Origin of the sequence: Flavobacterium terrae, from assembly GCF_900142035.1 — a bacterium.
Classification (GTDB): domain Bacteria; phylum Bacteroidota; class Bacteroidia; order Flavobacteriales; family Flavobacteriaceae; genus Flavobacterium; species Flavobacterium terrae.
In genome coordinates this window covers 624,307-650,497 of record NZ_FQZI01000002.1, presented here as the reverse complement: position 1 = coordinate 650,497, position 26,191 = coordinate 624,307, and the positions used below count along the sequence as shown (strand labels likewise).

The window sequence follows — 26,191 nt, the reverse complement described above, 5'->3', positions numbered from 1 at the left end:
ATCTTTCGATTACATCATTCCTGGCATTCCGCCACCCATTGGCATTCCACCACCAGCGTTTTCTTCTTTAATATCGATTAAAGCACACTCAGTTGTTAAAATCATACCAGAAACTGATGCAGCGTTTTCTAAAGCTACACGAGTTACTTTTTTAGGATCAATGATTCCTGCTTCAAGCATATCTACATACTCGTCCGTTTTAGCATTGTAACCAAAGTTGTCTTTACCTTCAGCTACTTTTGCTACTACTACAGATCCTTCTAAACCTGCATTTTCAACAATTGTTCTTAAAGGAGCTTCGATGGCACGAGCTACTATTTGGATACCTGTAGCTTCGTCTGCGTTTAGCGTTTTAATATTTGCTAAAGTAGCTTTCGCTCTCAATAAAGCTACACCACCACCAGCAACAATTCCTTCTTCAACCGCTGCGCGAGTTGCATGTAATGCATCATCTACACGGTCTTTTTTCTCTTTCATTTCTACTTCAGAAGCTGCACCAACATACAATACAGCAACACCACCAGCTAATTTTGCTAGGCGCTCTTGTAATTTTTCACGATCATAATCAGAAGTAGTTGATTCCATTTGAGCTTTGATTTGGTTCACACGATTTTTAATCATTTCGTTGTCACCAGCTCCGTTAACAAGCGTTGTATTGTCTTTATCGATAGAAACTTTTTCTGCTGTTCCTAACATTTCTAAAGTAGCATTTTCTAAGTTGTATCCGCTTTCTTCAGAAATTACTGTTCCACCAGTTAAAATAGCGATATCTTCTAACATTGCTTTTCTGCGGTCACCAAAACCAGGAGCTTTTACAGCAGCGATTTTTAAGGCACCACGTAATTTATTTACTACTAATGTAGATAACGCTTCACCATCAACATCTTCTGCAATAATTAATAATGGTTTTGATGATTGAGCTACTGGCTCAAGTATTGGCAATAATTCTTTTAAAGAAGATACTTTTTTGTCGTATAATAAAATGTAAGGTCTTTCTAATTCTACCTCCATTTTTTCAGTATTCGTTACGAAGTAAGGAGACAAATAACCTCTGTCAAATTGCATTCCTTCTACCACATCAACGTATGTATCAGTTCCTTTTGCTTCTTCAACAGTTATAACGCCTTCTTTTCCGACTTTACCAAAAGCAGTAGCGATTAAATCACCAATAACATCATCATTATTAGCAGAAATCGAAGCTACTTGTTTGATTTTGTCAGTAGATGAACCTACCTCTTTAGCTTGTTTTCCTAAATCAGTAACGATAGCTTCAACTGCTTTGTCGATACCACGTTTTAAATCCATTGGATTGGCACCTGCAGCAACGTTTTTCAAACCTTCTTTAACGATAGCCTGAGCTAAAACTGTTGCAGTAGTAGTTCCATCACCTGCTAAGTCATTGGTTTTTGAAGCTACTTCTTTTACCATTTGAGCTCCCATGTTTTCAAGAGCATCTTGTAATTCTACTTCTTTAGCTACAGAAACACCATCTTTAGTTACTGTTGGTGCTCCAAACGATTTAGAAATAATTACGTTACGCCCTTTAGGCCCTAATGTTACTTTTACAGCATTTGCTAATGCATCTACACCACGTTTTAATCCATCACGTGCTTCAATATCAAATTTTATGTCTTTTGCCATTTTATTGATTTATTTGTTGATTCGTTAATTTGTTTTTTGATTAAATGATTGCTAGAATATCTTCTTCGCGCATAATTAAATAATCTTTCCCTTCAAATTTTAAATCAGTTCCAGCATATTTTCCATAAAGAACCGTATCGCCAACCTGAACTGTCATGGGTTGATCTTTTTTTCCGTTTCCTACAGCCACCACAGTTCCTTTTTGAGGTTTTTCTTTTGCGGTGTCTGGGATAATAATTCCAGAAGCTGTTTGTGTTTCGGCAGCTGCTGGTTCCACGATAACGCGGTCTGAAAGTGGTTTAATGTTTAATGCCATAATTATATGTATTTATGTTATTATTTTTTGATGCTTTTCTTTTTTCAGAAATTGTGCCAAGTCAAAAATGCTGACAAATTTACTAAATAAAAATGCCAGCACTGACAGGCTGGCATTTTGTATTATTGTATCCTAAAGATTATTTTTTAGCTTCCTCAGTAGCTGGTTTTGTTGTTTCAGCTGGAGTAGTTGCTTTATTTTCTGTAGCTGCTGGTGCAGAAGAAGGAATTGCAGGAGTTGTTACTGCGCTCTCATCAATTACTTTTGAACCATTATCGCTATTACCTCCATTAAAGCTTAAACTTGATAATAAAATCAAAGCGATTAATGTAGCTCCTAAATACCAAGTACTTTTATCTAAGAAGTCTGTTGTTTTTTGTACTCCACCCATCATTTGTGAACTTCCGAAAGTTGAAGATAATCCTCCTCCTTTAGGATTTTGAACCATAATTACCACGACTAGTAAAAAACAAACTATAGTGATTAAAACTAAAAAAATCGAAAATGTACTCATTGTTAACTATTTGTTATTTTGTTGTAATTCTTTAATGTCTAAAATTCGGTTTGCAAATAAACTACTTTTTTCTGGATATTTCAAAATTAATATTTCATAAGCTTGTATTGCTTTGCTGTATTTTTTTTGATCAAGGTAAACTTTTGCTAAAGTCTCTGTCATTAAGTACGATGTGTCCTCAGTTTTTGTGGTGTAAGTAGGAGGTGGTACGTCTTCTTTGACTGGTGGGATTTTAGGGTTGGTTTCTATAAATTTGTCAATTATTTCAAGTTTAGAAGTTAAACTTTTTTCTCCACTAGTTTCGTTAGTATCTTCTTCACGAACGATAGGTTTTATTTTTGACAATTGAAGCCATTCTTGAAACGAATGTTTTTCGTTTTGATTGAATGTAACAGGTGTTTCTACTTCTTTTGCTTTTTCGGAGATTTCAACTTCAGCTTCTTGAACTATAGTTTCAGTTTTTTCGTTAATTGTTTCTTGATGTTGTTCTGCCTCTTGTATAGATGATAAAATGGATTTTTCTAAAGTATTTTCAAAAACATCTTCCTTAATGTCGATTTTAACTGCAGAAATATCATTATTCTCAATAATATCTTGGGTAACAATATCTTCTTCTTTTTCTTGAATAACTTCTGGCAGAATTTCAGAAAAATGTTCAGAAGTTATAAAGTCAAATAAAACTGTTCTGTCTGTTGTGTAGGCAGCTGTTGTTTTTAAAGTATTGTTGTACTTAAAACTATCTTGTTTGTGTAAACCCTTTAAATAAATGCTTCTGGCACTTTGAAAATAAGGGAACTCTTCGATGATTTTACTTAAATCATTCGTCTGATTTTCTGTAATAGCATCAGGTTTGTTAAGCAAATATGTAAATTCAGTAATATTCATGATTTTACCATTTGGCTAAAGTATCATTAAACATATCTTGGGTGATACGTTCAAATATTTCGTCTAAAGCGGTTCTTAATTGTGAACCAGTAAGTTGTTGTTCTCCTGGATAATCATAAAAAAACGAAAAACGTTTTTCGAAATCATCTTCGGATTTATTTTTATTCGAAAATCTTAGATTTACCGAAATTGTTAACCTGTTTTGTGCAGCAGTTAAATCTGCAGTAGAAGTCATAGGGCTAATTCTATAATCTACAATTTCACCTTCGTAAACTAAATCTCCATCAGTATTTGTAAGAGTTAGATTCGTTTGATTTTGAATTAAATCTTGTAAACGTAAAGTAAAAGTACGTTCAATACCAGGTTCTATTAATTCTGATGTGTTTTGGAAATAATTAACTTGAAATGTTTTAGCATCAATTTTTCCTGTTCCTGTAAAGTTGTATACAGAACAACTACTTAAAAGAGTGAAAAAAGAAGCAATGAATATGTAATAGATTTTTTTCATGGTAAAGCATCAAAGATATTAAATTGAAATTACAAATCGAATTGTTTAATTTTTCGATATAATGTTCTTTCTGAAATTCCTAGTTCATCTGCGGCTGCCTTACGTTTTCCTTTATTTCGTTCTAATGCTTTTTTGATGAGTTCTATTTCTTTTTGATCTAAACGTAATGAATCTTCTTCTTCAACAGTGTCAGCAAAAATATAGTTCTCGTTATCGTCTTCTTCAATATATTCTTCCTCTACCTGATTATTTGTGTTAGGTAGTACAGATACTATTGGTTCTTCATCAAAAATGATTTCACTATCATTTCCTTTAGAAGTTCCGTAAACCTTTTGAATTAAGTTTGGATTTATATCTTGAACTTTGGCACCATTTTTCATTAGTTCCAAAGTAAGTTTCTTCAAGTCGTTCAAGTCACTTTTCATGTCAAAAAGAACTTTATAAAGAATATCTCTTTCTGTAGCAAAGTCACTTTCAGATTTTTTCCCAATTACAGAAGGTAAGTTACTTCCTTCACTTGGTAAATAAGAAGTTAACGTTTGCAATGAAATATCTCTGTTGGTTTCTAAAACTGAAATTTGCTCAGCCACATTACGTAGTTGACGAATATTTCCACCCCAACGGTATTTTAATAAATAGTTTACAGCCTGGTCTTCTAACTTAATAGGAGGCATTTTGTATTTATGTGCAAAATCTGAAGCAAATTTTCGAAATAACAAATGAATATCGTCTCTACGTTCACGAAGAGGAGGTAAGCCAATTTCTACTGTGCTCAAACGATAGTATAAATCCTCACGAAATTTACCTTTTTCTATGGCGTCAGCCATATTTACATTGGTTGCTGCTACAATACGCACATTGGTTTTTTGAACTTGAGAAGAACCCACTTTAATGAATTCGCCATTTTCTAAAACACGTAGTAAACGTACTTGAGTAGTTAAAGGTAATTCACCTACTTCATCTAGAAATATGGTACCACCATCTGCCACTTCAAAATAACCTTCACGCGTTGCGGTTGCGCCAGTAAAGGATCCTTTTTCGTGACCAAACAATTCACTGTCTATCGTTCCTTCAGGAATAGCTCCGCAGTTTACAGCAATATATTTTCCGTGCTTGCGATGGGAAAGCGAATGGATTATTTTAGGAATACTTTCTTTACCAACACCGCTTTCTCCAGTTACTAATACAGAAATATCCGTAGGAGCTACTTGAATAGCTTTCTCAATTGCACGGTTTAATTTCGTGTCGTTACCGATAATCTCAAATCGTTGTTTTATGGCTTGAACTGATTCCATTTGTTTTAGGCTAAGTTTATTTTAAACTTTTTTGGATATTTAAAGAATTTATTAAACTCCTAATTTCTTCAATTTTTCTTTTTTCTTGTTGGTTTTTGTCTAAAGCAATTGCTTGATATTCATTTGTATATATTAAAAACCAGTTTTTAGTTTCTTTTACTTTTTTTAATTCATTCCAGTTGTACACATTTTTGAAATTTTCACCTTCTATTTTGAATTCGTTCATGTTAAAAACATAATTTACGTTTTCAAAAAACCTTCTTTTATCAGAATGTGCTTTTCGAGCCGATTTTTTTAAAGAGTTCCAAATAAAATAGGGCACTAGAATAATAATTAGAATTGGAAGAAATTCTTTTAAATCTATTTGAGAATTATTGTTGATATTGTAAGGGTTAATTATGTTCATCGTAAAGTTAAAAATTACTACAAAAGCGATTAAAAAAATAAAATATTTTAATTTACTCGTAATAATGACTAGAACGTTTGCTTTAACTATCTGGTCCGCATCTAAACTTTGATTTATAACTATCTCTCCACTCATATTTATTTAAGTTTTTAATCTCAAGTGTTGGATTAATTACTTTGCATTTCACTATATCCAATTGCTTCTCCAATCAATGTTGCAGTAGTGCAATCAGAAATTTTTACCAATACGAAATCTCCTGGCTTATAATTTTCTTTAGGGAAAACTGTAACCACATTTTCTGAATTTCTTCCAGACCAATGTTTGTCAGATTTCTTAGATTCTTTTTCAATTAAAACTTCTACAACTTGATCTTTAAAACGAGCAGTACGTTTTGCGCTTAATTCTTGTTGTAAATCGACCACTTCTTGTAAACGACGCATTTTATCAGCTTCAGGAACATCGTCTTCCATTTTACGAGCCGCTAAAGTTCCTGGTCTTTCAGAATAAGCAAACATATAACCAAAGTCATATTCCACATATTCCATCAAACTTAAAGTGTCTTTATGATCTTCTTCAGTTTCCGTAGGGAAACCAGTAATCATATCTTGTGAAATCGAACACCCAGGTATAATACGTTTGATTTTGTCAACCAATTCCATATATTCTTCACGAGTATGCTGGCGATTCATTTCTTTTAAAATTCTAGTACTTCCAGACTGTACAGGTAAGTGAATGTAGTTACAAATGTTATTATATTTAGCAATAACGTGTAACACTTCTTCGTGCATGTCTTGAGGATTTGAAGTCGAAAAACGAAAACGCATCTTAGGGAATTGTATAGCACACATTTCTAACAATTGAGCAAAATCAACGGCAGTTGCTTTTTGCATTTCAGTTGCTTTTTCGAAATCCTTTTTCAATCCGCCACCATACCAAAGGTAACTGTCAACGTTTTGACCTAAAAGACAAATTTCTTTGAAACCTCTGTTCCATAAATCTTGTATTTCTTCAATGATAGATTGGGGTTCACGACTACGCTCACGGCCTCTAGTAAAAGGTACAACGCAAAACGTACACATATTATCACAACCTCTTGTAATAGATACAAAGGCATTAATTCCATTAGAGTTTAAGCGTACAGGTGAAATGTCTCCGTAAGTTTCATCTTTTGAAAGGATAACATTGATGGCATCACGACCTTCTTCAACTTCTTTTAAAAGATTAGGTAAGTCTTTATAGGCATCAGGGCCTACAACCATATCAACTATTTTCTCTTCTTCAAGAAATTGACTTTTTAAACGTTCAGCCATACATCCTAAAACACCAACCTTCATTCCAGGGTTAATGCTTCGTTTTACAGCATTATATTTTTCTAAACGTTTGCGAACAGTTTGTTCTGCTTTGTCACGAATTGAACAAGTATTAACTAAAACTAAATCGGCTTCTTCCAGCTTTTGAGTTGTATTATAACCTTGTTCTGTTAATATTGATGCTACGATTTCGCTATCTGAAAAATTCATAGCACAACCATAACTTTCTATAAAAAGTTTTTTTGTATTTCCTTCTTTTTCTTGTAAAACTAGGCTAGTACCTTGTTTCTTTTCATCAATTTCCTTTTCCATAAATTGCCTTTGCGTAAAAATGTGCGTGCAAAGATAATACTAAATTTGATTTTCTGACAAGATGTCAGATTTCTTTAACATTATTTAAGCTTGTTTGTACTATATATAAATAGGTGTAACATCGATAAAAGGGTTTCTTTTGACCTAAATATTTTTTCAAAAAGATAATATTTAAAAAAAACCCATACTTTTGCCGAAGAAATAAAATTGTAAATGGCAAAGAATTTAGTCATCGTTGAGTCGCCTGCAAAGGCAAAAACTATTGAAAAATTTTTAGGAAAAGAATTTCAGGTTGAATCGAGTTATGGTCACATCGCTGATTTACCTTCTAAGGAAATAGGAGTAGATGTAGATAATGATTTCAAACCAAAATATGAGGTTTCTCCTGATAAAAAAGCTTTGGTTAAAAAACTCAAAGATTTATCTAAAACTGCCGAAATGGTTTGGTTGGCATCCGATGAAGACCGCGAAGGGGAAGCTATCTCTTGGCACCTAGCGGAAGAATTGAAATTAGATCCCAAAAAGACTAAACGTATTGTTTTTCATGAAATTACAAAATCTGCTATTCAAAAAGCAATTGAAAATCCACGTGGAATCAATTATGATTTAGTGAATGCGCAACAAGCTCGTCGAGTATTAGATCGTTTAGTGGGTTATGAATTATCTCCAGTACTTTGGAAAAAAGTAAAAGGAGGTTTGTCTGCTGGACGTGTTCAATCGGTTTCTGTACGTTTAATTGTAGAGCGTGAGCGTGAAATTCAAAACTTCAAAGCAGAAGCATCTTATAGTATTACAGCTGAGTTTACAAATGAAGCTGGAAAAAGCTTTAAAGCAAAATTGCCTAAAAATTTTGCAACAAAAGCAGAAGCTGAAAACTTTTTAAAACAAAATATTGGTTCTACATACAAGGTGGGGGATTTAGAAACTAAGCCTACAAAAAAATCACCTGCCGCTCCATTTACAACATCTACGTTACAACAGGAAGCTGCTAGAAAATTGTATTTACCAGTAGGTATCACAATGCAAATAGCACAACGTTTGTATGAAGCGGGATTAATTACTTATATGAGAACAGATAGTGTGAATCTTTCTCAGGAAGCTATGGCTGCTGCACAGGCTGAAATTACAAGTTATTATGGTGCAGAATATAGTAAGCCTAGAAATTTTAATACAAAATCTAAAGGAGCACAGGAGGCTCACGAGGCGATTCGTCCTACAGATATGACTCGTCATACAATTGATATAGATAGAGATCAAGCACGTTTGTATGATTTAATCTGGAAGAGAACTTTGGCTTCGCAAATGAGTGACGCTCAATTAGAGCGTACTAATGTGAAAATTGAAGCGAACAATCATAAAGAAATATTTACTGCTACAGGAGAGGTTATCAAATTCGAAGGATTCCTTAAAGTGTATCTGGAAGGACATGATGATGAAGATGAACAGGAAGAAGGAATGTTGCCAGCATTAAAAGTCAATGAGACTTTAAAAAATAATTATATTACAGCTACTGAGCGTTTTTCAAGAGCAGCTGCAAGATATACCGAAGCTTCTTTGGTTAAAAAATTAGAGGAATTAGGAATTGGTCGTCCGTCAACGTATGCGCCAACTATTTCTACTATCATCAACAGAAATTATGTTGAAAAAGGAAACTTTGAAGGTCAGGAACGTCAATACAATCAAATTACTTTAAAAGCTGGTGATGTCAAAGCACAAGTTTTAAAAGAAAATGTAGGTTCTGATAAAGGTAAATTGGTGCCAACAGATATTGGTATTATTGTAAATGACTTCTTGGTTAAGAATTTTGAAACCATTTTAGATTATAATTTTACTGCCAAAGTTGAACAAGATTTTGACGAAATCGCTGAAGGAAATATTGAGTGGTCAAAAATGATGAAGGATTTTTATAATCATTTCCATCCTAATGTTCAAGATGTAGAGAAGAATGCAGAAAGAGAAAGTGGTGAACGTATATTAGGGATTGATCCAAAATCAGGCAAGCAGGTTTCAGTTCGTTTAGGTAAGTTTGGGCCAATGGTTCAAATTGGTGAGGCAGATGATGAAAATAAACAATTTGCAAGTTTGCGAGCTGAGCAAAATATTAGCACTGTTACTTTAGAAGATGCTTTGAATCTATTTTTATTGCCTAAAAACTTAGGTATATATAAAGGAGAAGAAGTTGAAGTGAATAATGGTCGTTTCGGTCCGTATGTTCGTTTCGGTAAAACTTTTATTTCATTACCTAAAGGAGAAGAACCTTTAGATGTGACTTTAGAAAGAGCGCAAGAATTGATTGATGAAAAGAATCAGGCTGATGCTCCAATTGGACAATACAAAAATATGGATGTTCAAAAAGGAGTGGGTCGTTTTGGACCATTCATTAAATGGAACGGAATTTTTATCAATGTAAGTAAGAAATATAATTTTGATAATTTATCAGCTTCAGATATTGCCGAATTAATTGAAGATAAATTACAAAAAGATATCGATAAAGTAATTCATAATTGGGAAGAAGAAGGAATCCGCGTTGAAAAAGCACGTTGGGGTCGTTCTGTAATCTTAAAGGGGAAAACGAAAATCGAATTGAATAAAGATATTGATGCTTCGGCTTTAACTTTAGAAAAAGTAAAAGAAATGATCGAAGCAAAAGCTCCTGCAAAAAAAGCAGCAGCTAAAAAGTCAACAGCAAAAAAAACAACTGCTAAAAAGAAATAAGAAATGGTTTTTGATTTTTTTCAACCACATGATGCTAATTTCTTGGATTTTATCAATGGCTTACATAATCAAGCGTTGGGTAAAAAAGTTGTTTTTAATACAGAATATGAGTTTCCAAGTTTTAATGAAGTTTCAATAGCTATTATTGGAGTTTTAGAAAATAGAGGTCAAGAGGGAAGAGATGGTGGAGTTGACTTGATACATATACGTAAAGAATTTTACAGTTTATTTCCGGGTAATTGGCAATCACAAATTATTGATTTAGGAGATATTGTAGCAGGTGACTCTGTTGAGGATACTTATTTTGTTGTTAAAACTGCAGTTTCTCATTTGATTAAAAATAAAATCATACCTATTATAATAGGAGGGTCACAGGATTTGACGTATGCTATTTATAGAGGTTATGATCAATTAGAACAAATGGTCAATTTAGTTTCGGTTGATAGTAAATTTGATTTTGCAAAAGAAGTAAGTTCTCCTTCAGATTCGTATTTAACAAAAATGATTGTTGAAGAGCCTAATAATCTTTTTAATTATAGTAATGTAGGATATCAAACTTATTTCAATTCACAGGAAGAAATCGATTTAATTGAGAAGCTTTATTTTGATGCCTATCGTTTAGGGGAAATATCTAATGATTCTACAATTGCTGAACCTGTTTTTAGAGATGCAGATTTAGTTAGTTTTGATATAAGGTCTGTAAAGTCATCAAATTCTGCTAACTTTGTAGACTTTACACCAAATGGTTTTTCAGGAAAAGAAATATGTGTTTTATCTAGATATGCTGGAATAAGTGATAAAGTTTCTTCTTTTGGGATATTTAATCATAATAGTACTAAAAACGAAGCGGTACTTATTGCGCAAATCATATGGTATTTTATTGAAGGGTTTAATTATAGATCAAATGAGTATCCTTTTGGAACGAAAGAGAACTATATTAAGTACATTGTGACTTTAGAAGAAGAGGTAATTTTTTATAAAAGTAATAAAACTGACCGTTGGTGGATAGAAATACCACTTATATCGGGAGTACACAATAAATTAAAAAAGTCTACGTTGTTGCCTTGTGCTCACAAAGAGTATTTGGCTGCATGTAATGGAGAAGTGCCTGAAAGATGGTGGAAAGCACAGCGAAAAAATTTAATATAAATCAACTTTTTAACAAGCTTACTAATCTAAAAATAGTCTAAATTGATTTTTTTAAGATTTTTTTATGATTAACTATTGTTTTTTAGAAAATAAATAAATAGGTTTACGGCCTTAAAACTTATGAATACATACATAACCCAAATTTATATGAAGAAGTACATTTTATTAGCAGTATTGATTTCATTTTTATACAGCTGCGGATCAAAAGACAATGGTCAGCTAGTTGGTGTAAAAGGAAAAGCATGGCATCCTGAGAAACCTTACGGGATGACATTGATTCCTGGTGGAGCTTTTATTATGGGTAAATCAGATGATGATTTAGCTAATGTACAAGATGCGCCTACTAAAACCGTAACTGTTCGTTCTTTTTACATGGACGAAACAGAAATTACTAACAGTGAGTACAGACAGTATGTTCACTGGGTAAGAGATTCTATTGTTAGAATGCGTTTAGCTATTGCTGCTGATGAGCAAGGTGCAGGTGCGGCTGATGGTAAATCTTCTAAAAAAGGCGGAAGCATTGGTGATTATGCATTTTTAGATTCTGACACTACAAACATGAGTGTTTATGACAAATACATGTATGATAACTATACAAGTATGGGTTCAGGTAATGATCCATATGCTGGTAGAAAATTAAATAAAAAGGTTCCTTTAAAATGGAAAACTAGTGAATATCCTGATGCAAGTTATACTGAAGTAATGGATTCTATGTATATCCCTGCTGAGGAAGCTTACAATGGTTTAAGAACTATTGATGTGAACAAATTAGTTTTCAAATACAAATGGATGGATATTCAAGCTGCAGCTAAAGCTAAAGTTGGTAAGAGAAAAGAATTTATTCGTCAAGACTCTTCGATGGTGTATCCTGATACAACTGTATGGATTAAAGATTTCGCTTATTCTTATAATGAGCCAATGCATAATGATTATTTCTGGCACCAAGCTTATGGAGATTATCCAGTAGTGGGTGTGAATTGGAAACAAGCTAAAGCGTTTTGTGCATGGAGAACATTATATCATAATGCGGAAAGAAAAAGACGTCACCAAAATAATGTGAGTACTTATAGACTTCCAACTGAAGCTGAGTGGGAATATGCTGCTCGTGGAGGTTTAGAGTCTGGAACTTACCCTTGGGGTGGTCCGTATGCTAAAAACGATAGAGGATGTTATTTAGCAAACTTCAAGCCGGTTCGTGGTGATTATGCAGCTGATCAAGCTTTATATACAGTAGAAGCTGATGCATACGAAGCTAATGATTATGGTTTGTACAATATGGCAGGTAACGTTTCTGAGTGGACAGAATCATCATATGATCCTACAGCATATGAGTTTGTTTCTACAATGAATCCTAACGTTTCTGATCAAAAAAATATGCGTAAAGTAATCCGTGGTGGTTCTTGGAAAGATGTTGCTTACTATTTACAAGTAGGAACACGTGATTTCGAATATGCAGATTCAGCAAGAAGCTACATTGGTTTCCGTACAATCCAAGATTATATGGGTACAGATGTAACTGGTAACGCAAAATAATTTAACCAACTTTATTTTATATTTTAACTTAACTTAAATTTATTTATTATGGCAATTTTAAGCAAAAAAGCAATGAACTTCGCTTACGGTATGGGAGCGGCAGTAGTAATTATCGGTGCATTATTCAAAATCACTCACTTTGAAATAGGACCGTTAACTGGTACATTAATGTTATCTATTGGGTTAGTTACTGAAGCATTAATTTTTGCTTTATCTGCTTTCGAGCCTGTTGAAAAGGATTTGGATTGGTCTTTAGTTTATCCAGAATTAGCTGGAGGTGAAGCTTCTGACAAAAAAGCGAAAAAAGAAGATCCAAAAGATGCTCAAGGATTATTATCTCAAAAATTAGACGCTATGTTAAAAGAAGCTAAAATTGACGGTGAGTTAATGTCTAGCTTAGGAAATAGTATCAAAAATTTCGAAGGTGCTGCTAAAAGTATTTCTCCAACAGTAGATGCTATGGCAGGTCAAAAGAAATATGCTGATGAAATGTTGGCAGCTGCAAGTAACATGGAATCATTAAATAGCTTATATAAAGCTCAATTAGATAGCGCTTCTCGTAATGCTGAGGCTAACAAAGAAATCGCTGAAAATGCAGCTAAATTAAAAGAGCAAATGCAGTCAATGACAGCAAACATCGCATCATTAAACAATGTTTATGGTGGTATGCTTTCTGCTATGAGTAACAGAGGATAATTAGTTTTTAAACTATAAATTATTATTTAACACAAAAACTAATTCGAAAAAATGGCAGGAGGAAAATTAACCCCTAGACAGAAGATGATTAACCTAATGTACTTGGTTTTCATCGCGATGTTGGCAATGAATATGTCAAAAGAAGTATTATCAGCTTTTGGTTTGATGAACGAAAAGTTTGAAGGTGCTAACACTTCAGCTAATACTACAAATGAGCAAATGATGGCTTCATTAGATCAAAAAGCTTCTGAGGCAAAAGGAGAATTTGCTACTGCAGCTATGACTGCACATAAAGTTGAAGCTGCTACTAAGAAATTTTATGACTTCATTGCAACTTTAAAAACTAAAGTTTTAGAAGGTGTAGAAGCTGAAAATGGAAAATTACCTTACGAAGCTATGGATAAAGGTGAAAACCTTGATAATGCATGGTTCCGTGGTGAGGGATATACAAAAGAAGGACAAGCTGTAATCAGTGCAATCGAATCTTATAAAGCAGATTTAAAATCAGCTTTAGGAAACGAAAAAAAGTATTCTGCTATCTTGAATGAGGTTACTAAAAAATTTGATGTATCTGATGTTCCTAACAAAGAAGGAATTAAAGTAAAATACTTAGATTATCATTTTAAAGGTTTCCCAGCTATTGCTTCTTTAGCAAAGCTTTCCGCTTGGCAAAATGATGCTAAAAAAGCAGAATCTGATGTAATCAGTGCAGCTTTAGGTAAAGCGGCGGTTCAAGCTGCATCTTACAGCAACTATCAAGCTATTGTTGTTTTAGAAAAGAATGCTTACTTCCAAGGAGAAGCAGTTAAAGGTAAAGTGGTTTTAGGTCGTTATGACGAAAATACTAAGCCAACTTCATTCCAAGGTCCTGGTAAATTAGAAAATGGTCAAGCTATCATTTCTACAACTGCAGGAGGTGTCGGTGAGCAAGATATCCGTGGTCAATTCACTTTCTTAGAAGATGGAAAAACTATTCCGTTAAAATTCGAAGGGAAATATGTTGTAGTTCCTCGTCCTAACTCAGCTACTATCTCTGCTGATAAAATGAACGTTGTTTACCGTGGTGTACCTAACCCAATTTCAATTTCATTTGCTGGTGTTGGAGACAACAATGTTAATGCTTCAGCTAATGGTATGTCTAAAGTAGGAAATGGTAAATATGTTTTACGTCCTGGTGCTGGTACTTCTGTAATGATCAATGTTTCTGCTAAATTACCTGATGGTAAAGTAGTTTCTGATAAAAAAGAATTCCGTATTAAAGGTTTACCTGCTCCAACTGGAAAAATACGTGGTGAGGTTTCTGCAAAAGGACCTAAAGGTAACTTAGAAAACTGTACAATCACAGCTGTAATGGAAGATTTCGATTTTCCTGTAACAGTAAATGTAACTCAATTTAACATTAAAGTTCCTGGACAACCTACAATTGTTGTTTCTGGAAGCAAAATGGACGGTAGAGCTAGAGCAGCGATTCAAAAAGCTGGACGTGGTGATGTAGTTGTTATCTCTGAAATTAAAGCTAATTTCCAAGGTATTGACCAAGTTGCTAAGAGAGTTTCTACTTGTACTTTTGAAGTACAATAATTAAAAACAAATTTCGTTTAATTTATTAAACGCCTCAAATAGAATATTATGAATTGGAGAAATTTATTATCAGTTGTTATTTTTGTTGCCGGAAGTACTACTTCTTTCGCTCAATCTAACTTGTTGAATGCTAAAGTTCCTTCTGATATAGGGAAGAAATCAGAGGCTCAACTATCAAAAGATAATGACAAGCCATTAGAATATGGTTATGTAGATGACCGTGATATTTTAATGTCTAAAAAGACATGGGAAATTATTGACCTTGATGAAAGAATCAATTTTCCTTTGTATTATCCTATTGATACTGCTGCTATTGGTAAAGATCGTCGTTCTTTATATGATGTATTAGTTTCAGGTATTAAATCTGGTAAAATTACTGAAGTATATGATGATAGTTACTTTAGAGTAAAAAAATCTTTAAAGGATATTAATGCTTCGTTAACAAAAATCGATACTAGTGATGCTGGTAGAGAGCAAATGAACGAAGATCCAGATGCTTTTAGAATGCGTATCGTTCAAACTCCTGAATACACTATGGTGAAAAAAGGAAAGAAAATGGTTAAGCAAAAAACAGGTAAAATGAAAACAGATACTATTCAGCCTTCTAGAAAGATTTCTGATGAGTATGTTGTAAGAACTGACCTAGCATCTATAGATGTATCGGATTATAAAATTGTTGGTCTTTGGTATTTTGACAAAAGACAAGCAGATTTAAGATACAGAATTTTAGGAATTTGTCCTGTGATCCCAGACGTTTATACTATGGGTAAATCAGAAGAAGAAAAAGATTATATTGAATTATTCTGGGTATTTTATCCTGGAGCTAGAGAAGTTTTACATGAGTGGAAAGCATTCAATGATGAAAACTCTTCTATGCCAATTTCATTTGATCATTTATTAAATTCTCGTCGTTTTAATGCGTTAACTTATAAAGAAGAGAATGTTTATAATGACAGACAAATTTCTGAATATATGAAAGATAACTCTTTAATGCAGTTATTAGAATCAGAAAGAGTGAAAGACAAAATTCGTAATTTCGAGCAAGATATGTGGAATTACTAATAATTAATTTCTCCAATTTCATAAAAAACTCTTACCATAACGGTAAGAGTTTTTTATTTTTGTACCATGTTAGATTATATTATTGTTGGTTCAGGAATTGCAGGTGTTTCTTTTGCAGAATTGTGTTTTCAAAATAATAAAGCATTTCATGTTTTTGATGATTATTCGAGTTCTTCTTCGAGAGTTGCGGGTGGATTATATAATCCTGTTATTTTAAAAAGGTTTAGTGAAGTTTGGAAAGCTAAAGAGCAATTGGAATTTGGTTTGCCTTTTTTCGAAAACATAGCTAATAAACTTGAGGTGCAATTTGATTTCAAGATACCTATTTATAGAAAATTTGCATCTATTGAAGAGCAAAACAATTGGTTTCAGGCTGCAGATAAACCTAATCTTGCACCTTTTCTTTCAACGGATATTATACACAAACAGTATCAATCTATTACCTCTAAATTTGGTTTTGGTGAAGTTTTAACTACTGGTTATTTTGAAGTATCTCTTTTGTTGGATAGTTATATTCAGTTTTTAACTTCTTCAGATCTATTTAGTAATGCCAAATTTGATTATTCTAAAGTTGTATTTGAGAATGATTTTGTTGTTTATGAAGGTATTAAAGCTAAAAATATTGTTTTTTCAGAAGGATTTGCACTTCATAATAATAGTTACTTCAATCATTTGCCTCTTGATGGTACAAAAGGAGAGTTGCTAATTATTAAAGCACCAAAGCTTAATCTGGATGTAGTTCTAAAATCTAGCATTTTTATTTTACCAATTGGGAATGATTTATTCAAAGTTGGAGCGACTTATAATTGGGATGATAAAACAGATCTGCCTACTGAAGAAGGTAAAAATGAGTTGATTGAAAACTTAAAAGAATTAATTGACTGTGAATTTGAAATTGTAGAGCATTTTGCTGGCGTTCGTCCAACAGTCAAAGATAGGAGGCCTCTAGTAGGTACCCATCATGAGTTTAAAAACTTACATGTTTTAAATGGTTTAGGAACAAGAGGAGTAATGCTAGGACCTTGGTTGGCTAATGCTTTATTTCAAAATATTGAGAATGCTATCCCTTTAGATTCTAATATCAATATTTCTAGATTTTATAAAAAACTGGGAATTAAAGAAATTTAATTTTCCTCTTTGTTTTGTTTCCAATTTTTATCATAACTAACAAATATGTTTATCCAGATATTTCTCGATAATCTCATAATGATAGGCATGAAACCTAATAATGTTCCGCAGATTCCAATAAATGCAGTTTTTAAATCTGTTTTTAAGAGAAAATAAAATATAACAAAGGCGGCAACTCCAAAAGAAACTCCAACAGCGTAGCTTACATACATAGATCCATAAAAAAAAGAAGGTTCTAATTGATAATGTAGTCCACAGTGGCTACATTCTTTATTCATTTTAATAGTATATTCTGGATTGAACATGTTTTTTCCAGCATACATGCTTTCTTGTTGACATTTAGGACAACTTCCTGTTAAAATGCTATTTAGTTTCGATCCTTTTTTTAACATTTGCAAAAATTTTCTCAAAGGTATCAATTTTATAAGTCTACCTTTGTAACCTTAGTCACAATTTTTATGCTAAATATCCATAATTTATCGGTTTCCTTTGGTGGAACTTTCCTTTTTGAAGAAGTAACATTTCGTTTAGGCGCTGGCGATCGAGTAGGGCTTGTAGGAAAAAATGGTGCCGGTAAGTCTACCATGCTAAAAATGTTAGCAGGAGATTTTAAACCTGATAGTGGTACTATTGCAACAGAAAAGGATGTGAGAATTGGATTTCTTCGTCAAGATATTGATTTTGTTAAAGGAAGAACAGTTCTTGATGAGGCATATCAAGCATTTGAGGAAATTAAAAGAGCAGAATTAAAAATTGATGAAATCAATCATCAATTGGCAACAAGAACAGATTACGAAAGTGAATCTTATTCTGAACTGATTGAACAATTGAGTGATGTACAACATCATTATGAAATATTAGGAGGATACAATTACGTAGGTGATACTGAAAAGATTCTTCTTGGTCTAGGTTTTAAACGTGAAGAATTCAACAATCAAACTGATACTTTTTCTGGTGGATGGCGTATGCGTATCGAATTAGCTAAATTATTATTACAATCCAATGATATTTTGCTTCTGGATGAGCCTACAAACCACTTGGATATCGAAAGTATTATTTGGTTAGAAAGTTTCTTAAAATCATTCCCTGGGGTTGCGGTGATCGTATCGCATGATAAAATGTTTTTAGATAATGTAACCAACAGAACTATTGAAATTTCATTGGGTAAAGCATATGATTTTAATAAGCCTTACACTGAATATTTAGTTTTAAGAGAAGAAATCCGTGAAAAACAATTGGCTACTCAAAAAAACCAAGCCAAAAAAATCGAAGAAACACAAAAATTAATTGATAGGTTCAGATATAGTGCTACTAAATCATCAATGGCTCAATCTTTAATCAAAAAATTGGATAAAGTTGAGCGAATCGAAGTTGATGAAGATGACAATTCGGTTATGAATATTTCGTTTCCTGTGTCTGTCACGCCAGGAAGAGTAGTGGTAGAAGCGGAGCATGTAACCAAAGCTTATGGTGATAAAGTAATTTTGAAAGATATTTCTCTTTTGGTTGAACGAGGTAGTAAAATCGCTTTTGTTGGTCAGAACGGACAAGGAAAATCTACTTTTATCAAAGCAATTGTAAATGAGTTTAAATACGATGGTTCAATCAAATTAGGACATAATGTGCAGTTAGGTTATTTTGCTCAAAATCAGGCAGAATATTTAGATGGTGAAAAGACCTTGTTAGACACAATGTTGGAAGCTGCTACAGATACGAATCGTTCAAAAGTTCGAGATATGTTAGGTTCTTTTCTTTTTAGAGGAGATGATGTAGAGAAAAAAGTGAAAGTGTTATCAGGAGGAGAGCGAAATCGTTTGGCTTTGTGTAAATTATTATTACAGCCCATTAACGTGTTGCTGATGGATGAGCCTACGAATCACTTGGATATTAAATCTAAAAATGTATTAAAAGCTGCTTTGCAGAAATATGAAGGTACTTTACTTTTAGTTTCTCACGACCGTGACTTTTTGCAAGGAATGGCGAATACTGTTTATGAATTTAAAGATCAAAAAATCAAAGAATATTTAGGGGATATCAATTTCTTCTTGGAACAAAGAAATGTAGATAATTTCCGTGAAGTGGAGAAAAAGGATGTTGTGGTTAAAGAAACTCCTAAGCAAGTTAAAAATTTATCATACGAAGAGCAAAAAGCTCAAAAATCGCTACAAAATAGATTGTCTAAAATAGAAAGTCAGATTCAACAATTAGAAAAAGACATTCAAAACGACGACAAAGAATTGGCTTCTAACTATGATAAACATATTGAGAATGCCAGTTTCTTTGCTGCTTATGAAAAGAAAAAAGCAGAGTTGGATAAATTATTAGAAGATTGGGAAGCGGTACAGTTAGAAATTGATAACTTGTCATAACTAATTATAACTGTAATGAAAGGAAGTTTGGCTATTAAAAATACTCACTTAATCATTTCTTCTTTAGTTGTATTTCCTGTGTCATTATTGTATGGTTTTTTTCCAGAGATTTTTTTTAAGCTTTCAATAAATACAGTTGATGAAAAAAATATCCTAAAAGCAATTATGGGTATTTACATCAGTTTTGCAATTTTGTGGATTCTAGGGATTGCTAAGGCCAAATTCTGGAAAATTGCGACTGTCTCTAATTTTATTTTCATGTTCGGATTAGCATTCGGTCGAATAGTAAGTATGCTTTTTGACGGAATACCCTCTTTGTTGCTAATTCTTGGCGTTTTTGGCGAATTGATTTTAGGTTGTTATGGTGTATATGCATATAGCAAATTTCAAGAAAAATAATTACTTAAACGGATGTCTTTGTTGCCATTCAACATTAGGCTCAAGTCGAGTAAATATTTTGTCCATAAAGCGATTAATAAGCTTATTAGTGTGGTAAATAAATCCTGACATCAATACTGGTTCAGCGCCAATGGAACTTTTAATTTCTAAAGCTGTTCTTCCAAAAATAATTTTTTTAAATCCGTTTTCTATTCCAAATTTGGTCATGTTGTATAGCATATTCAAATACAGCATTTTTTCCTTTTGAATATGTTCATCATAACCAAGAAAATACGTTTCTAATGTTTCTCCATTAAGTAGAATGGTATGAAATCCAACGAGTTTATCTTCGATAAAATATCCAACAACACGTAATTGCTCACCAAGTTGTTTTTTAAATGTTGAAAAATGATTCTTAGCTAAGAAAAAAGTATTAAAAGGTGCATTTTTAGCTACATAATGATATAATTCATAAATCCTTTCCTCGTGAGTTAGAATTTCGTTGTAGTCTAATTCTTTAACAAAAACACCTTCACATTTTTTATGTGATCTTTTGTATTGATCTCTATATTTTTTTGAAAATGCAGCAACATAATCTGATTCAGTTTTCCATTCAGGATTTAAATTAAAAATCATGTTAGGCTGAATGTTGAAATCATACATTTTGGCAAAATCGTATTTTTTCAATTCTTCAGAACAATGTTGGTAAAAATCTTTAAAAGAAACGATGTGAATTTTAATTCCTTTGTTTTTAAAATATTGAATGATAGCTTCAGAACATTGAATTAGTAATTCACTAATGTGTTTGAAATCTATTTGCTTATTAAAAGCATAGCCATTTTGACCAGTAATCATATTATTTCCTAAGAAAAGAACATGTGAGGCAAAGTTTTTGAAAACAAAATTACGGACTGTGGTTTTAATACATTTGTCTCTTTCGCCAAATGATTCAAGTTTGTGTACGTTAAGATATTGCGCCAGCGCTACACCAATGAGATTATTTTCTTCAAAAATACCAATATAAAAGCATTGCATATTTGTAGGAGCAGACTCTTCTAAGACTTTTAAATAAGGAGTTTGCAGAAAAACATTCTCTTCTGCAACTTTATCCCAAGATGCAGGCAATTCATTGATTGCAGAATAAATTTTAAATGAAGATGTGTTCAAAATTTGTAAAAAAATATCGCCCTAAATATAGGGCGATACTATTGTAATAAAATGTTAATTTTTATTTCATTGCGCAGATAATTCCACCCATGATCATAAAGCAAACAATCCAGAATCCTCCAGTAACTAGAGTGTATTTCCAGCTTCTTCTTTCATATAGTGCGTTGGTTCCTATAACTGGTAATGCTAAAAATAATCCTGACATGAATCCATGAAGTGCTCCGTGTTTGAATGAACGAAAAGCATCTCCATAATCACCCATAAAAGCTGCATATGATGGTTTTGCGTGTTCAATATCTCCGCCTATCATTCCTATTGCTCCAAACTGGTGTATGGTTAAAAACTGAAGAACGAAAGAAATAAAAAAAGCATATACGACTGACATTCCAAAAATCATGACCATATTTGCTCCTTTTGCGCTTTCTTCTGTCATTCCAGTTTCGCGCATCCAAATTCCTCCAAAAACTTTAGGGTTGTACCAAATAAATCCAACAACAAGCGTTGATAAAGCTGCTAAAAGCAGTGCTAAAAAATTAATTTCCATAGTTTATTTTGTTTCGGTTTGTTATTCAAATATAATAAAAAATAAATAAAAAAGACCTTCGTTTTATGAAGGTCTTTTTGTATTTTAACTATTTAATTGATTAAACCTCAACGGCTTCTCCAGTTTTTCTGTAAATGTAATTTCCGTAAATATGACGTTTTGCAAATCGATTAGGTGATTCAGCATTAATCATTTTAATGTATACATTTTTAGGAACACCAATATATTCGTAAGACATTCCGTTTAAATAAGTCACGAACAAAGTTTGTTTTTCTAAGTAAAAATCTAAAATCGTTGATCCATTTATAGTTTCCTGATACTCTGGTAGATTTTTTTCTAATGTTTCAGGTGCAATGCTAACTAAAAAGTGATATGCGCTAATGACAGCTTTACTTTTTTCTTCGGCAGCTAATTTACCCTCTTCATCGTTTACAAACTTATCAGGATGAGTTTCCTTCATGCTGTTTCGATAAATAGTTTTTAGTTCTTTCAAAGTAACATTTTTGTCAACTTCTAATAATTTTCTGTACTCAACAACTCTTTTCATAAATGATCTAAAATGTATAAACCAAAAGTGGTTTATTTTCAAGGGCGCAAAAGTATAGAAATCAATTAGATAATTTCGTATTTATTTATGTTTAATTAGAAATATTTAACTTTTATTGACTTATTAGCTTTTTATTGTTTTGTTCTTTTTAGGGAATTTTTTTGTTTTCATTTTTTCTTTGCTCATTTTTTCTGCCAAAGTCATAGCTGTAAATCCATTGACAATTTTTCCTGATTTAGATAATGAATTAAAAGGGCGAACATCTTTAGGGTCTCCTCCCACAACAACATCTTCTGTAATAGGAGTTCCTGAGTTCATGATGATTCCTTTGATCTCTTTAGCAGATAAATTTGGGTAATATGAACGAATCATAGCAGCAACTCCAGCAACATTTGGCGAAGCCATTGATGTTCCTTGTAAGTATTGATATTCACTATTAGGTGTAGTTGCATAAATTTTCACACCTGGTGCGTAAACGTCAACATTTAATTTTCCATAGTTTGAAAAATTTGCTACTACTTTTTTACCGTTTTCAAAATTTAAAGCACCCACAGTGATCACATTGTCAGCAAATTCTGTTTTTTTATCGTCAGAATCGTTAGGGAAATTTGGTTCTACATCAATATCTTTTGAATCATTTCCTGCTGCATGTACAATAAGTACATCTTTGCTTTCGGCATATTTTATGGCGTCATATACCCATTGTTTATGTGGTGAAAAGTCTTTTCCAAAACTTGCATTGATTACTTTAGCACCATTATCTACAGCATATTTAATTGCTAGAGCAACGTCTTTGTCGTATTCGTCACCATTAGGAACTGCACGAACAGACATTATTTCAACATTGTCAGCAATACCATCACCACCAATATTGTTGTTACGTGACTGTGCTATAATTCCTGCAACATGTGTGCCGTGTAAGGCGCTTTCTTTAGTTGGGCCATATACAATATTGTTTCCGTAAAATTTATCATTAATATCTTCAGGATTGTCGCCAACTAATTTTCGGCCATCAAATTCTAAGTTGTAATTGTAGTTTAATTGATTATAAACTTGAGTTTTAAATTTATTGACGTTTGTCATTAAAGTAGAACCTGCTTTACCAATCTTTGTAAAAACTTCAATGTTTTTCTTTAATTCCGCATCTTCAGTTGTGATAGCTTTTACTTCATCGATTGTGAAATCTTCTTTTTTAAGATACTCGCTTACTATTTTGTTGGCATTTATAATGTTGTCAACTTGTTGTTTGTTAGCTAAAAGTGCTTCCATTTTTTTGTCATAAGCTACTTTGGCATCCTTGTAGGTTTGTGAGCCATCATCTCCTTTTTTGAGAATTCTAGTTAATTCTAGGTTCTCGTTTTCTATGTTTCCTAAGAAGTTCCATCCATGAACATCATCTATGTAACCGTTTTTGTCATCGTCGATGCCGTTATTTGGAATTTCTTTTTTATTAGTCCAAATAACCGATTTTAAATCCTCGTGATCGATATCGACACCAGAATCTACCACTCCAACAATTACTTTTTCTCCCTTTTTACCTTTAAGTAGTTCCGAGTAAACACGGTCTATGCTCATTCCTGGAATACTGTCTTTCTCTAAATCTAAATGACTCCAACGTTTTAACTGATTTTCAGTTAGTTTTTGTTTTTTTGTTACAGTGAGATTAGGTCCTTGAGCAAATACTGAAGTTGATAAGGTTAAACCAACAAACAGTAGCATTAACTTTCTATTTTTCATACCCTTTTGATTTAATTTTTGATTGATTGACTGAAACTTGATATATCAAATAAATATTTAAAGGTAAGTATTCATTTTTTAAGTCTTGTTACGCTTTAAATCTATTTTAGCAAAAAATTAACTTTTATTGGAGCTTATAAACAGTTGGTAATTATTTTTTGTAAGGCGATATTCATAGTGTCAAGTTCTTCTTTTGAAACACCTTCAAGGGCAACTTTTCTATTGTCAAGAACTAAACTTTGAACTTTTTTAATTATGTCTTTGCCTTCTTGAGTAACAGTTAAAACTGATTTTCGTCTGTCTTTAGAATCAACTGCACGGCTTAAGTAGTTTGATTTTACCATCAGTTCAATAATTCTAGTTACTGACGCATTGTCTTTAAATACATTTTTAGCAAGCTCTTGTTGAGTGATTTTGGGTTTTTCTAAAATTGATTTTATAATAAGCCATTGATCAATTGTTATTTTGTAACCGCTTTTACGAATCTGTTTCATGGCATACATTCTGTAGCTTCGTATTGCCTTGTCGATATTATAAAAGATTATATTATTAAGTTTTTCCATTTTAAATTTTTAATATCCAAAGGTATAAAACCTGAAAATAAGGAGGTTGAAAAATAAAATTATTATTTTTTTAAAATAAGCTTGTATTTGTAAATAATGGTTGTATATTTGCACTCGAAACAGCGCGGGATAGAGCAGTAGGCAGCTCGTCGGGCTCATAACCCGAAGGTCACAGGTTCGAGTCCTGTTCCCGCTACTAAGCATGACCCATCGATATCATCGATGGGTTTTTTGTTTTCTGTACTTTTGTCATCCCTTGATATCGTTGAGGTTAACTGAAATATCTGATTCACTTTTTTGGTTAGATATTGTCTTTTTTTCGGGTTTATGACTATTCCATCAGGAAACACCAATTTTTGAACTCTCAACTTATTTTCAATATCTCCTGAAACCCATGTTTTTCTGATGTTTTTGGCAACTTCGACTACAGAATCTATGTACTTGGCGTGGTTAGATATTTTTTGTTGAGCAATATCCATTTGTTTCATTTCACTCTCTAATTCGGCTTTAAATTCCTTTTTGTATCGGTTGTATAGTTCGGTTTCAAAATCAGGATTTGAAATATAACGGGTTTCTAAAGTTTGAAGCTTTGTTTTTATCGATTCTATCTTCGATTGGGTTGCTTTTAACTCATCATTCCCTTCATTATTCATACTTTGAAACATTCTGTTTAGTTGACATTTGAATGGCTCAATAAATTTCTCTCCAAGGGTGTATTTAAGCAATAAATCCTCAAACAGGTTGTTAAGCCCATCATTGCTAGACCTTTTTGTTGTATAGGCATTAAAACTGGCGTCTTTACATTGTTGACATTTATAGTAGTGTAATGATTTCTTTTGGACCACATAGCTAGTTAATGGACTTCCACATGTGCATCTCACAAAGCTAGTGAGCGGTCTTTCGGGACAAATTTTTGATTTGGAATGTTCTTTCGGTCCATTTGGTTTTCCCTCATTGATTTGGTTTTGAATTTTCCAAAAATCCGCTTCACTTATCAAAGGTTTCCATTTTCCTTTTACAGGACTTGGCAATAAATTATTTACAGAAATACCACAATAAAACGGATTTTTCCACATATCACTCATCCTTTGTTTGCTAATAGTAACACCTAATAAATCTAATTTCTGACGTATTACATAATCACGTTCCCCAGCCAATTTCCATTTCCAAGCTTTTGCAATATGTTTCCCTTCTTCAGTTATAACTACTTCCTGAACTGCTTGCATTCTTGAAAAGTCATTTACTTTTTTCCCTTTTACAATGTAGCCTCTAGGAGCTTTTCCAAGCCAATTTCCATTTTCCAAAAGTTTTATCATACCTGGCAAAGTCAACTTAAGCCTATCAAGGTTCTCTTTTCTTGCTTCCAATAATTTTTTATAAATCTCAAGTTTTTCATATTCATTGTCAGTACAAAGTCCTGTTGAGGTTTCTATAAGGTGAACTCCCATTTTTTCTACCAAATCATACACTATTGTAATTGCTCCACCACCGCTTCTTGAAAAACGATTGATAGTTCTTATGGCAACAGCATAAGGCTTAACCTTTGCAGTTTTGATTTGATTTATGAGTTTTGCAAATTCTTTACGGGAGAAATCACCACTGGCGCTTTCATATGTCCCTCCAACCATATTGGTAATTTCTAAACCATGATTTTCAGCATATCTTCTGATATCAGTTTCTTGGTCTTCTAAACTAAAGTTGGTAAACTGTTCTTTTGAACTAACTCTTGTATAGCCCCAAATTATTTTAATTTTTTCGGCTATTACATTCTTAGCCTTTTGAAATATTTTAAAGTCTTCTAATTTCATTTTTTATCGTTTTATAAGTTGTACATT

24 protein-coding genes and 1 tRNA gene are annotated in these 26,191 nt (G+C 32.7%); 10 read left to right on the top strand and 15 right to left on the bottom strand.

Annotated elements, in window-relative coordinates; genetic code table 11:
• Positions 1-9: 9 nt before the first annotated feature.
• The 8 genes from groL to miaB form a co-directional block, all read right to left on the bottom strand.
• Positions 10-1,641: a chaperonin GroEL gene (groL, locus tag BUC09_RS07255; protein ID WP_073310093.1), complete on the bottom strand. Its 1,632-nt coding sequence runs from the start codon at positions 1,639-1,641 to the stop codon at positions 10-12.
• Positions 1,642-1,681: 40 nt separating this feature from the next.
• On the bottom strand, positions 1,682-1,957 hold the full coding sequence (locus BUC09_RS07250) for a co-chaperone GroES (RefSeq protein WP_073310092.1): 276 nt from the start codon (positions 1,955-1,957) through the stop codon (positions 1,682-1,684).
• Between the two features lie 139 nt (positions 1,958-2,096).
• Positions 2,097-2,471, bottom strand: a complete 375-nt coding sequence (gene secG, locus BUC09_RS07245; RefSeq protein WP_073310090.1) for a preprotein translocase subunit SecG — start codon at positions 2,469-2,471, stop codon at positions 2,097-2,099.
• A 6-nt stretch (positions 2,472-2,477) separates the two neighbouring features.
• Complete coding sequence (locus BUC09_RS07240) at positions 2,478-3,356, bottom strand: hypothetical protein (RefSeq protein WP_073310088.1); 879 nt, start codon at positions 3,354-3,356, stop codon at positions 2,478-2,480.
• Between the two features lie 4 nt (positions 3,357-3,360).
• A complete protein-coding gene (locus tag BUC09_RS07235; RefSeq protein ID WP_073310086.1) occupies positions 3,361-3,864 on the bottom strand; it encodes an LptE family protein in 504 nt (167 codons plus the stop codon).
• 29 nt (positions 3,865-3,893) lie between these two features.
• Complete coding sequence (locus BUC09_RS07230; protein WP_073310085.1) at positions 3,894-5,159, bottom strand: sigma-54 interaction domain-containing protein; 1,266 nt, start codon at positions 5,157-5,159, stop codon at positions 3,894-3,896.
• 16 nt (positions 5,160-5,175) lie between these two features.
• Entirely contained in the window at positions 5,176-5,700 is a 525-nt protein-coding gene (locus BUC09_RS07225; protein ID WP_084127130.1) for a YcxB family protein, read from the bottom strand.
• Between the two features lie 32 nt (positions 5,701-5,732).
• Complete coding sequence (gene miaB, locus BUC09_RS07220; RefSeq protein WP_073310082.1) at positions 5,733-7,187, bottom strand: tRNA (N6-isopentenyl adenosine(37)-C2)-methylthiotransferase MiaB; 1,455 nt, start codon at positions 7,185-7,187, stop codon at positions 5,733-5,735.
• Positions 7,188-7,400: 213 nt separating this feature from the next.
• On the opposite strand from miaB, the gene topA reads away from it, so the two are divergent.
• From topA to BUC09_RS07185, 7 genes are all read left to right on the top strand, one after another.
• Positions 7,401-9,902 carry a type I DNA topoisomerase gene (gene topA / locus BUC09_RS07215; protein WP_073310080.1) on the top strand — a complete coding sequence of 834 codons (2,502 nt, stop codon included), beginning with the start codon at positions 7,401-7,403 and terminating at the stop codon, positions 9,900-9,902.
• 3 nt (positions 9,903-9,905) lie between these two features.
• Positions 9,906-11,051 carry a formimidoylglutamase gene (locus BUC09_RS07210; RefSeq protein WP_073310079.1) on the top strand — a complete coding sequence of 382 codons (1,146 nt, stop codon included), beginning with the start codon at positions 9,906-9,908 and terminating at the stop codon, positions 11,049-11,051.
• Positions 11,052-11,198: 147 nt separating this feature from the next.
• A complete protein-coding gene (gene porK, locus BUC09_RS07205; RefSeq protein WP_073310405.1) occupies positions 11,199-12,584 on the top strand; it encodes a T9SS ring complex lipoprotein PorK/GldK in 1,386 nt (461 codons plus the stop codon).
• A gap of 48 nt (positions 12,585-12,632) precedes the next feature.
• Entirely contained in the window at positions 12,633-13,280 is a 648-nt protein-coding gene (gene porL, locus BUC09_RS07200; protein WP_073310077.1) for a type IX secretion system motor protein PorL/GldL, read from the top strand.
• Between the two features lie 51 nt (positions 13,281-13,331).
• Positions 13,332-14,861, top strand: coding sequence for a type IX secretion system motor protein PorM/GldM (porM, locus tag BUC09_RS07195; protein WP_073310076.1), 1,530 nt, complete (start codon positions 13,332-13,334; stop codon positions 14,859-14,861).
• A 48-nt stretch (positions 14,862-14,909) separates the two neighbouring features.
• On the top strand, positions 14,910-15,923 hold the full coding sequence (gene porN / locus BUC09_RS07190; protein ID WP_073310074.1) for a type IX secretion system ring subunit PorN/GldN: 1,014 nt from the start codon (positions 14,910-14,912) through the stop codon (positions 15,921-15,923).
• 66 nt (positions 15,924-15,989) lie between these two features.
• A complete protein-coding gene (locus BUC09_RS07185; protein WP_073310072.1) occupies positions 15,990-17,051 on the top strand; it encodes an NAD(P)/FAD-dependent oxidoreductase in 1,062 nt (353 codons plus the stop codon).
• Here BUC09_RS07185 and BUC09_RS07180 read toward each other — a convergent pair.
• Complete coding sequence (locus tag BUC09_RS07180) at positions 17,048-17,443, bottom strand: DUF983 domain-containing protein (RefSeq protein ID WP_073310070.1); 396 nt, start codon at positions 17,441-17,443, stop codon at positions 17,048-17,050. The genes BUC09_RS07185 and BUC09_RS07180 overlap by 4 nt on opposite strands.
• Before the next feature lie 66 nt (positions 17,444-17,509).
• On the opposite strand from BUC09_RS07180, the gene BUC09_RS07175 reads away from it, so the two are divergent.
• Both BUC09_RS07175 and BUC09_RS07170 read left to right on the top strand, forming a co-directional pair.
• Positions 17,510-19,420, top strand: coding sequence for an ABC-F family ATP-binding cassette domain-containing protein (locus BUC09_RS07175; protein ID WP_073310068.1), 1,911 nt, complete (start codon positions 17,510-17,512; stop codon positions 19,418-19,420).
• Between the two features lie 15 nt (positions 19,421-19,435).
• Positions 19,436-19,819, top strand: coding sequence for a DUF4345 domain-containing protein (locus BUC09_RS07170; RefSeq protein WP_073310066.1), 384 nt, complete (start codon positions 19,436-19,438; stop codon positions 19,817-19,819).
• On the opposite strand, the gene BUC09_RS07165 is transcribed toward BUC09_RS07170, so the two are convergent.
• The 5 genes from BUC09_RS07165 to BUC09_RS07145 all read right to left on the bottom strand — a co-directional run bounded on the left by BUC09_RS07165 (position 19,820) and on the right by BUC09_RS07145 (position 24,356).
• On the bottom strand, positions 19,820-20,965 hold the full coding sequence (locus BUC09_RS07165; RefSeq protein WP_073310063.1) for a GNAT family N-acetyltransferase: 1,146 nt from the start codon (positions 20,963-20,965) through the stop codon (positions 19,820-19,822). It lies immediately after the preceding gene.
• A gap of 61 nt (positions 20,966-21,026) precedes the next feature.
• Positions 21,027-21,509, bottom strand: a complete 483-nt coding sequence (locus BUC09_RS07160; protein WP_073310062.1) for a DUF1761 domain-containing protein — start codon at positions 21,507-21,509, stop codon at positions 21,027-21,029.
• 100 nt (positions 21,510-21,609) lie between these two features.
• Complete coding sequence (locus BUC09_RS07155) at positions 21,610-22,056, bottom strand: KTSC domain-containing protein (protein WP_073310060.1); 447 nt, start codon at positions 22,054-22,056, stop codon at positions 21,610-21,612.
• Positions 22,057-22,179: 123 nt separating this feature from the next.
• Positions 22,180-23,793, bottom strand: coding sequence for a S8 family peptidase (locus tag BUC09_RS07150; RefSeq protein ID WP_073310058.1), 1,614 nt, complete (start codon positions 23,791-23,793; stop codon positions 22,180-22,182).
• Between the two features lie 134 nt (positions 23,794-23,927).
• Positions 23,928-24,356, bottom strand: coding sequence for a MarR family winged helix-turn-helix transcriptional regulator (locus BUC09_RS07145; protein WP_073310056.1), 429 nt, complete (start codon positions 24,354-24,356; stop codon positions 23,928-23,930).
• Positions 24,357-24,479: 123 nt separating this feature from the next.
• Here BUC09_RS07145 and BUC09_RS07140 point away from each other — a divergent pair.
• Positions 24,480-24,552: transfer RNA gene (locus BUC09_RS07140), tRNA-Met, on the top strand.
• Here BUC09_RS07140 and BUC09_RS15010 read toward each other — a convergent pair.
• Positions 24,512-26,164 (bottom strand): recombinase family protein, encoded by a 1,653-nt coding sequence (locus BUC09_RS15010; protein ID WP_084127148.1) that lies wholly within the window; start codon positions 26,162-26,164, stop codon positions 24,512-24,514. The two genes, BUC09_RS07140 and BUC09_RS15010, sit on opposite strands and share 41 nt — an antisense overlap.
• Positions 26,165-26,191 lie beyond the last annotated feature (27 nt).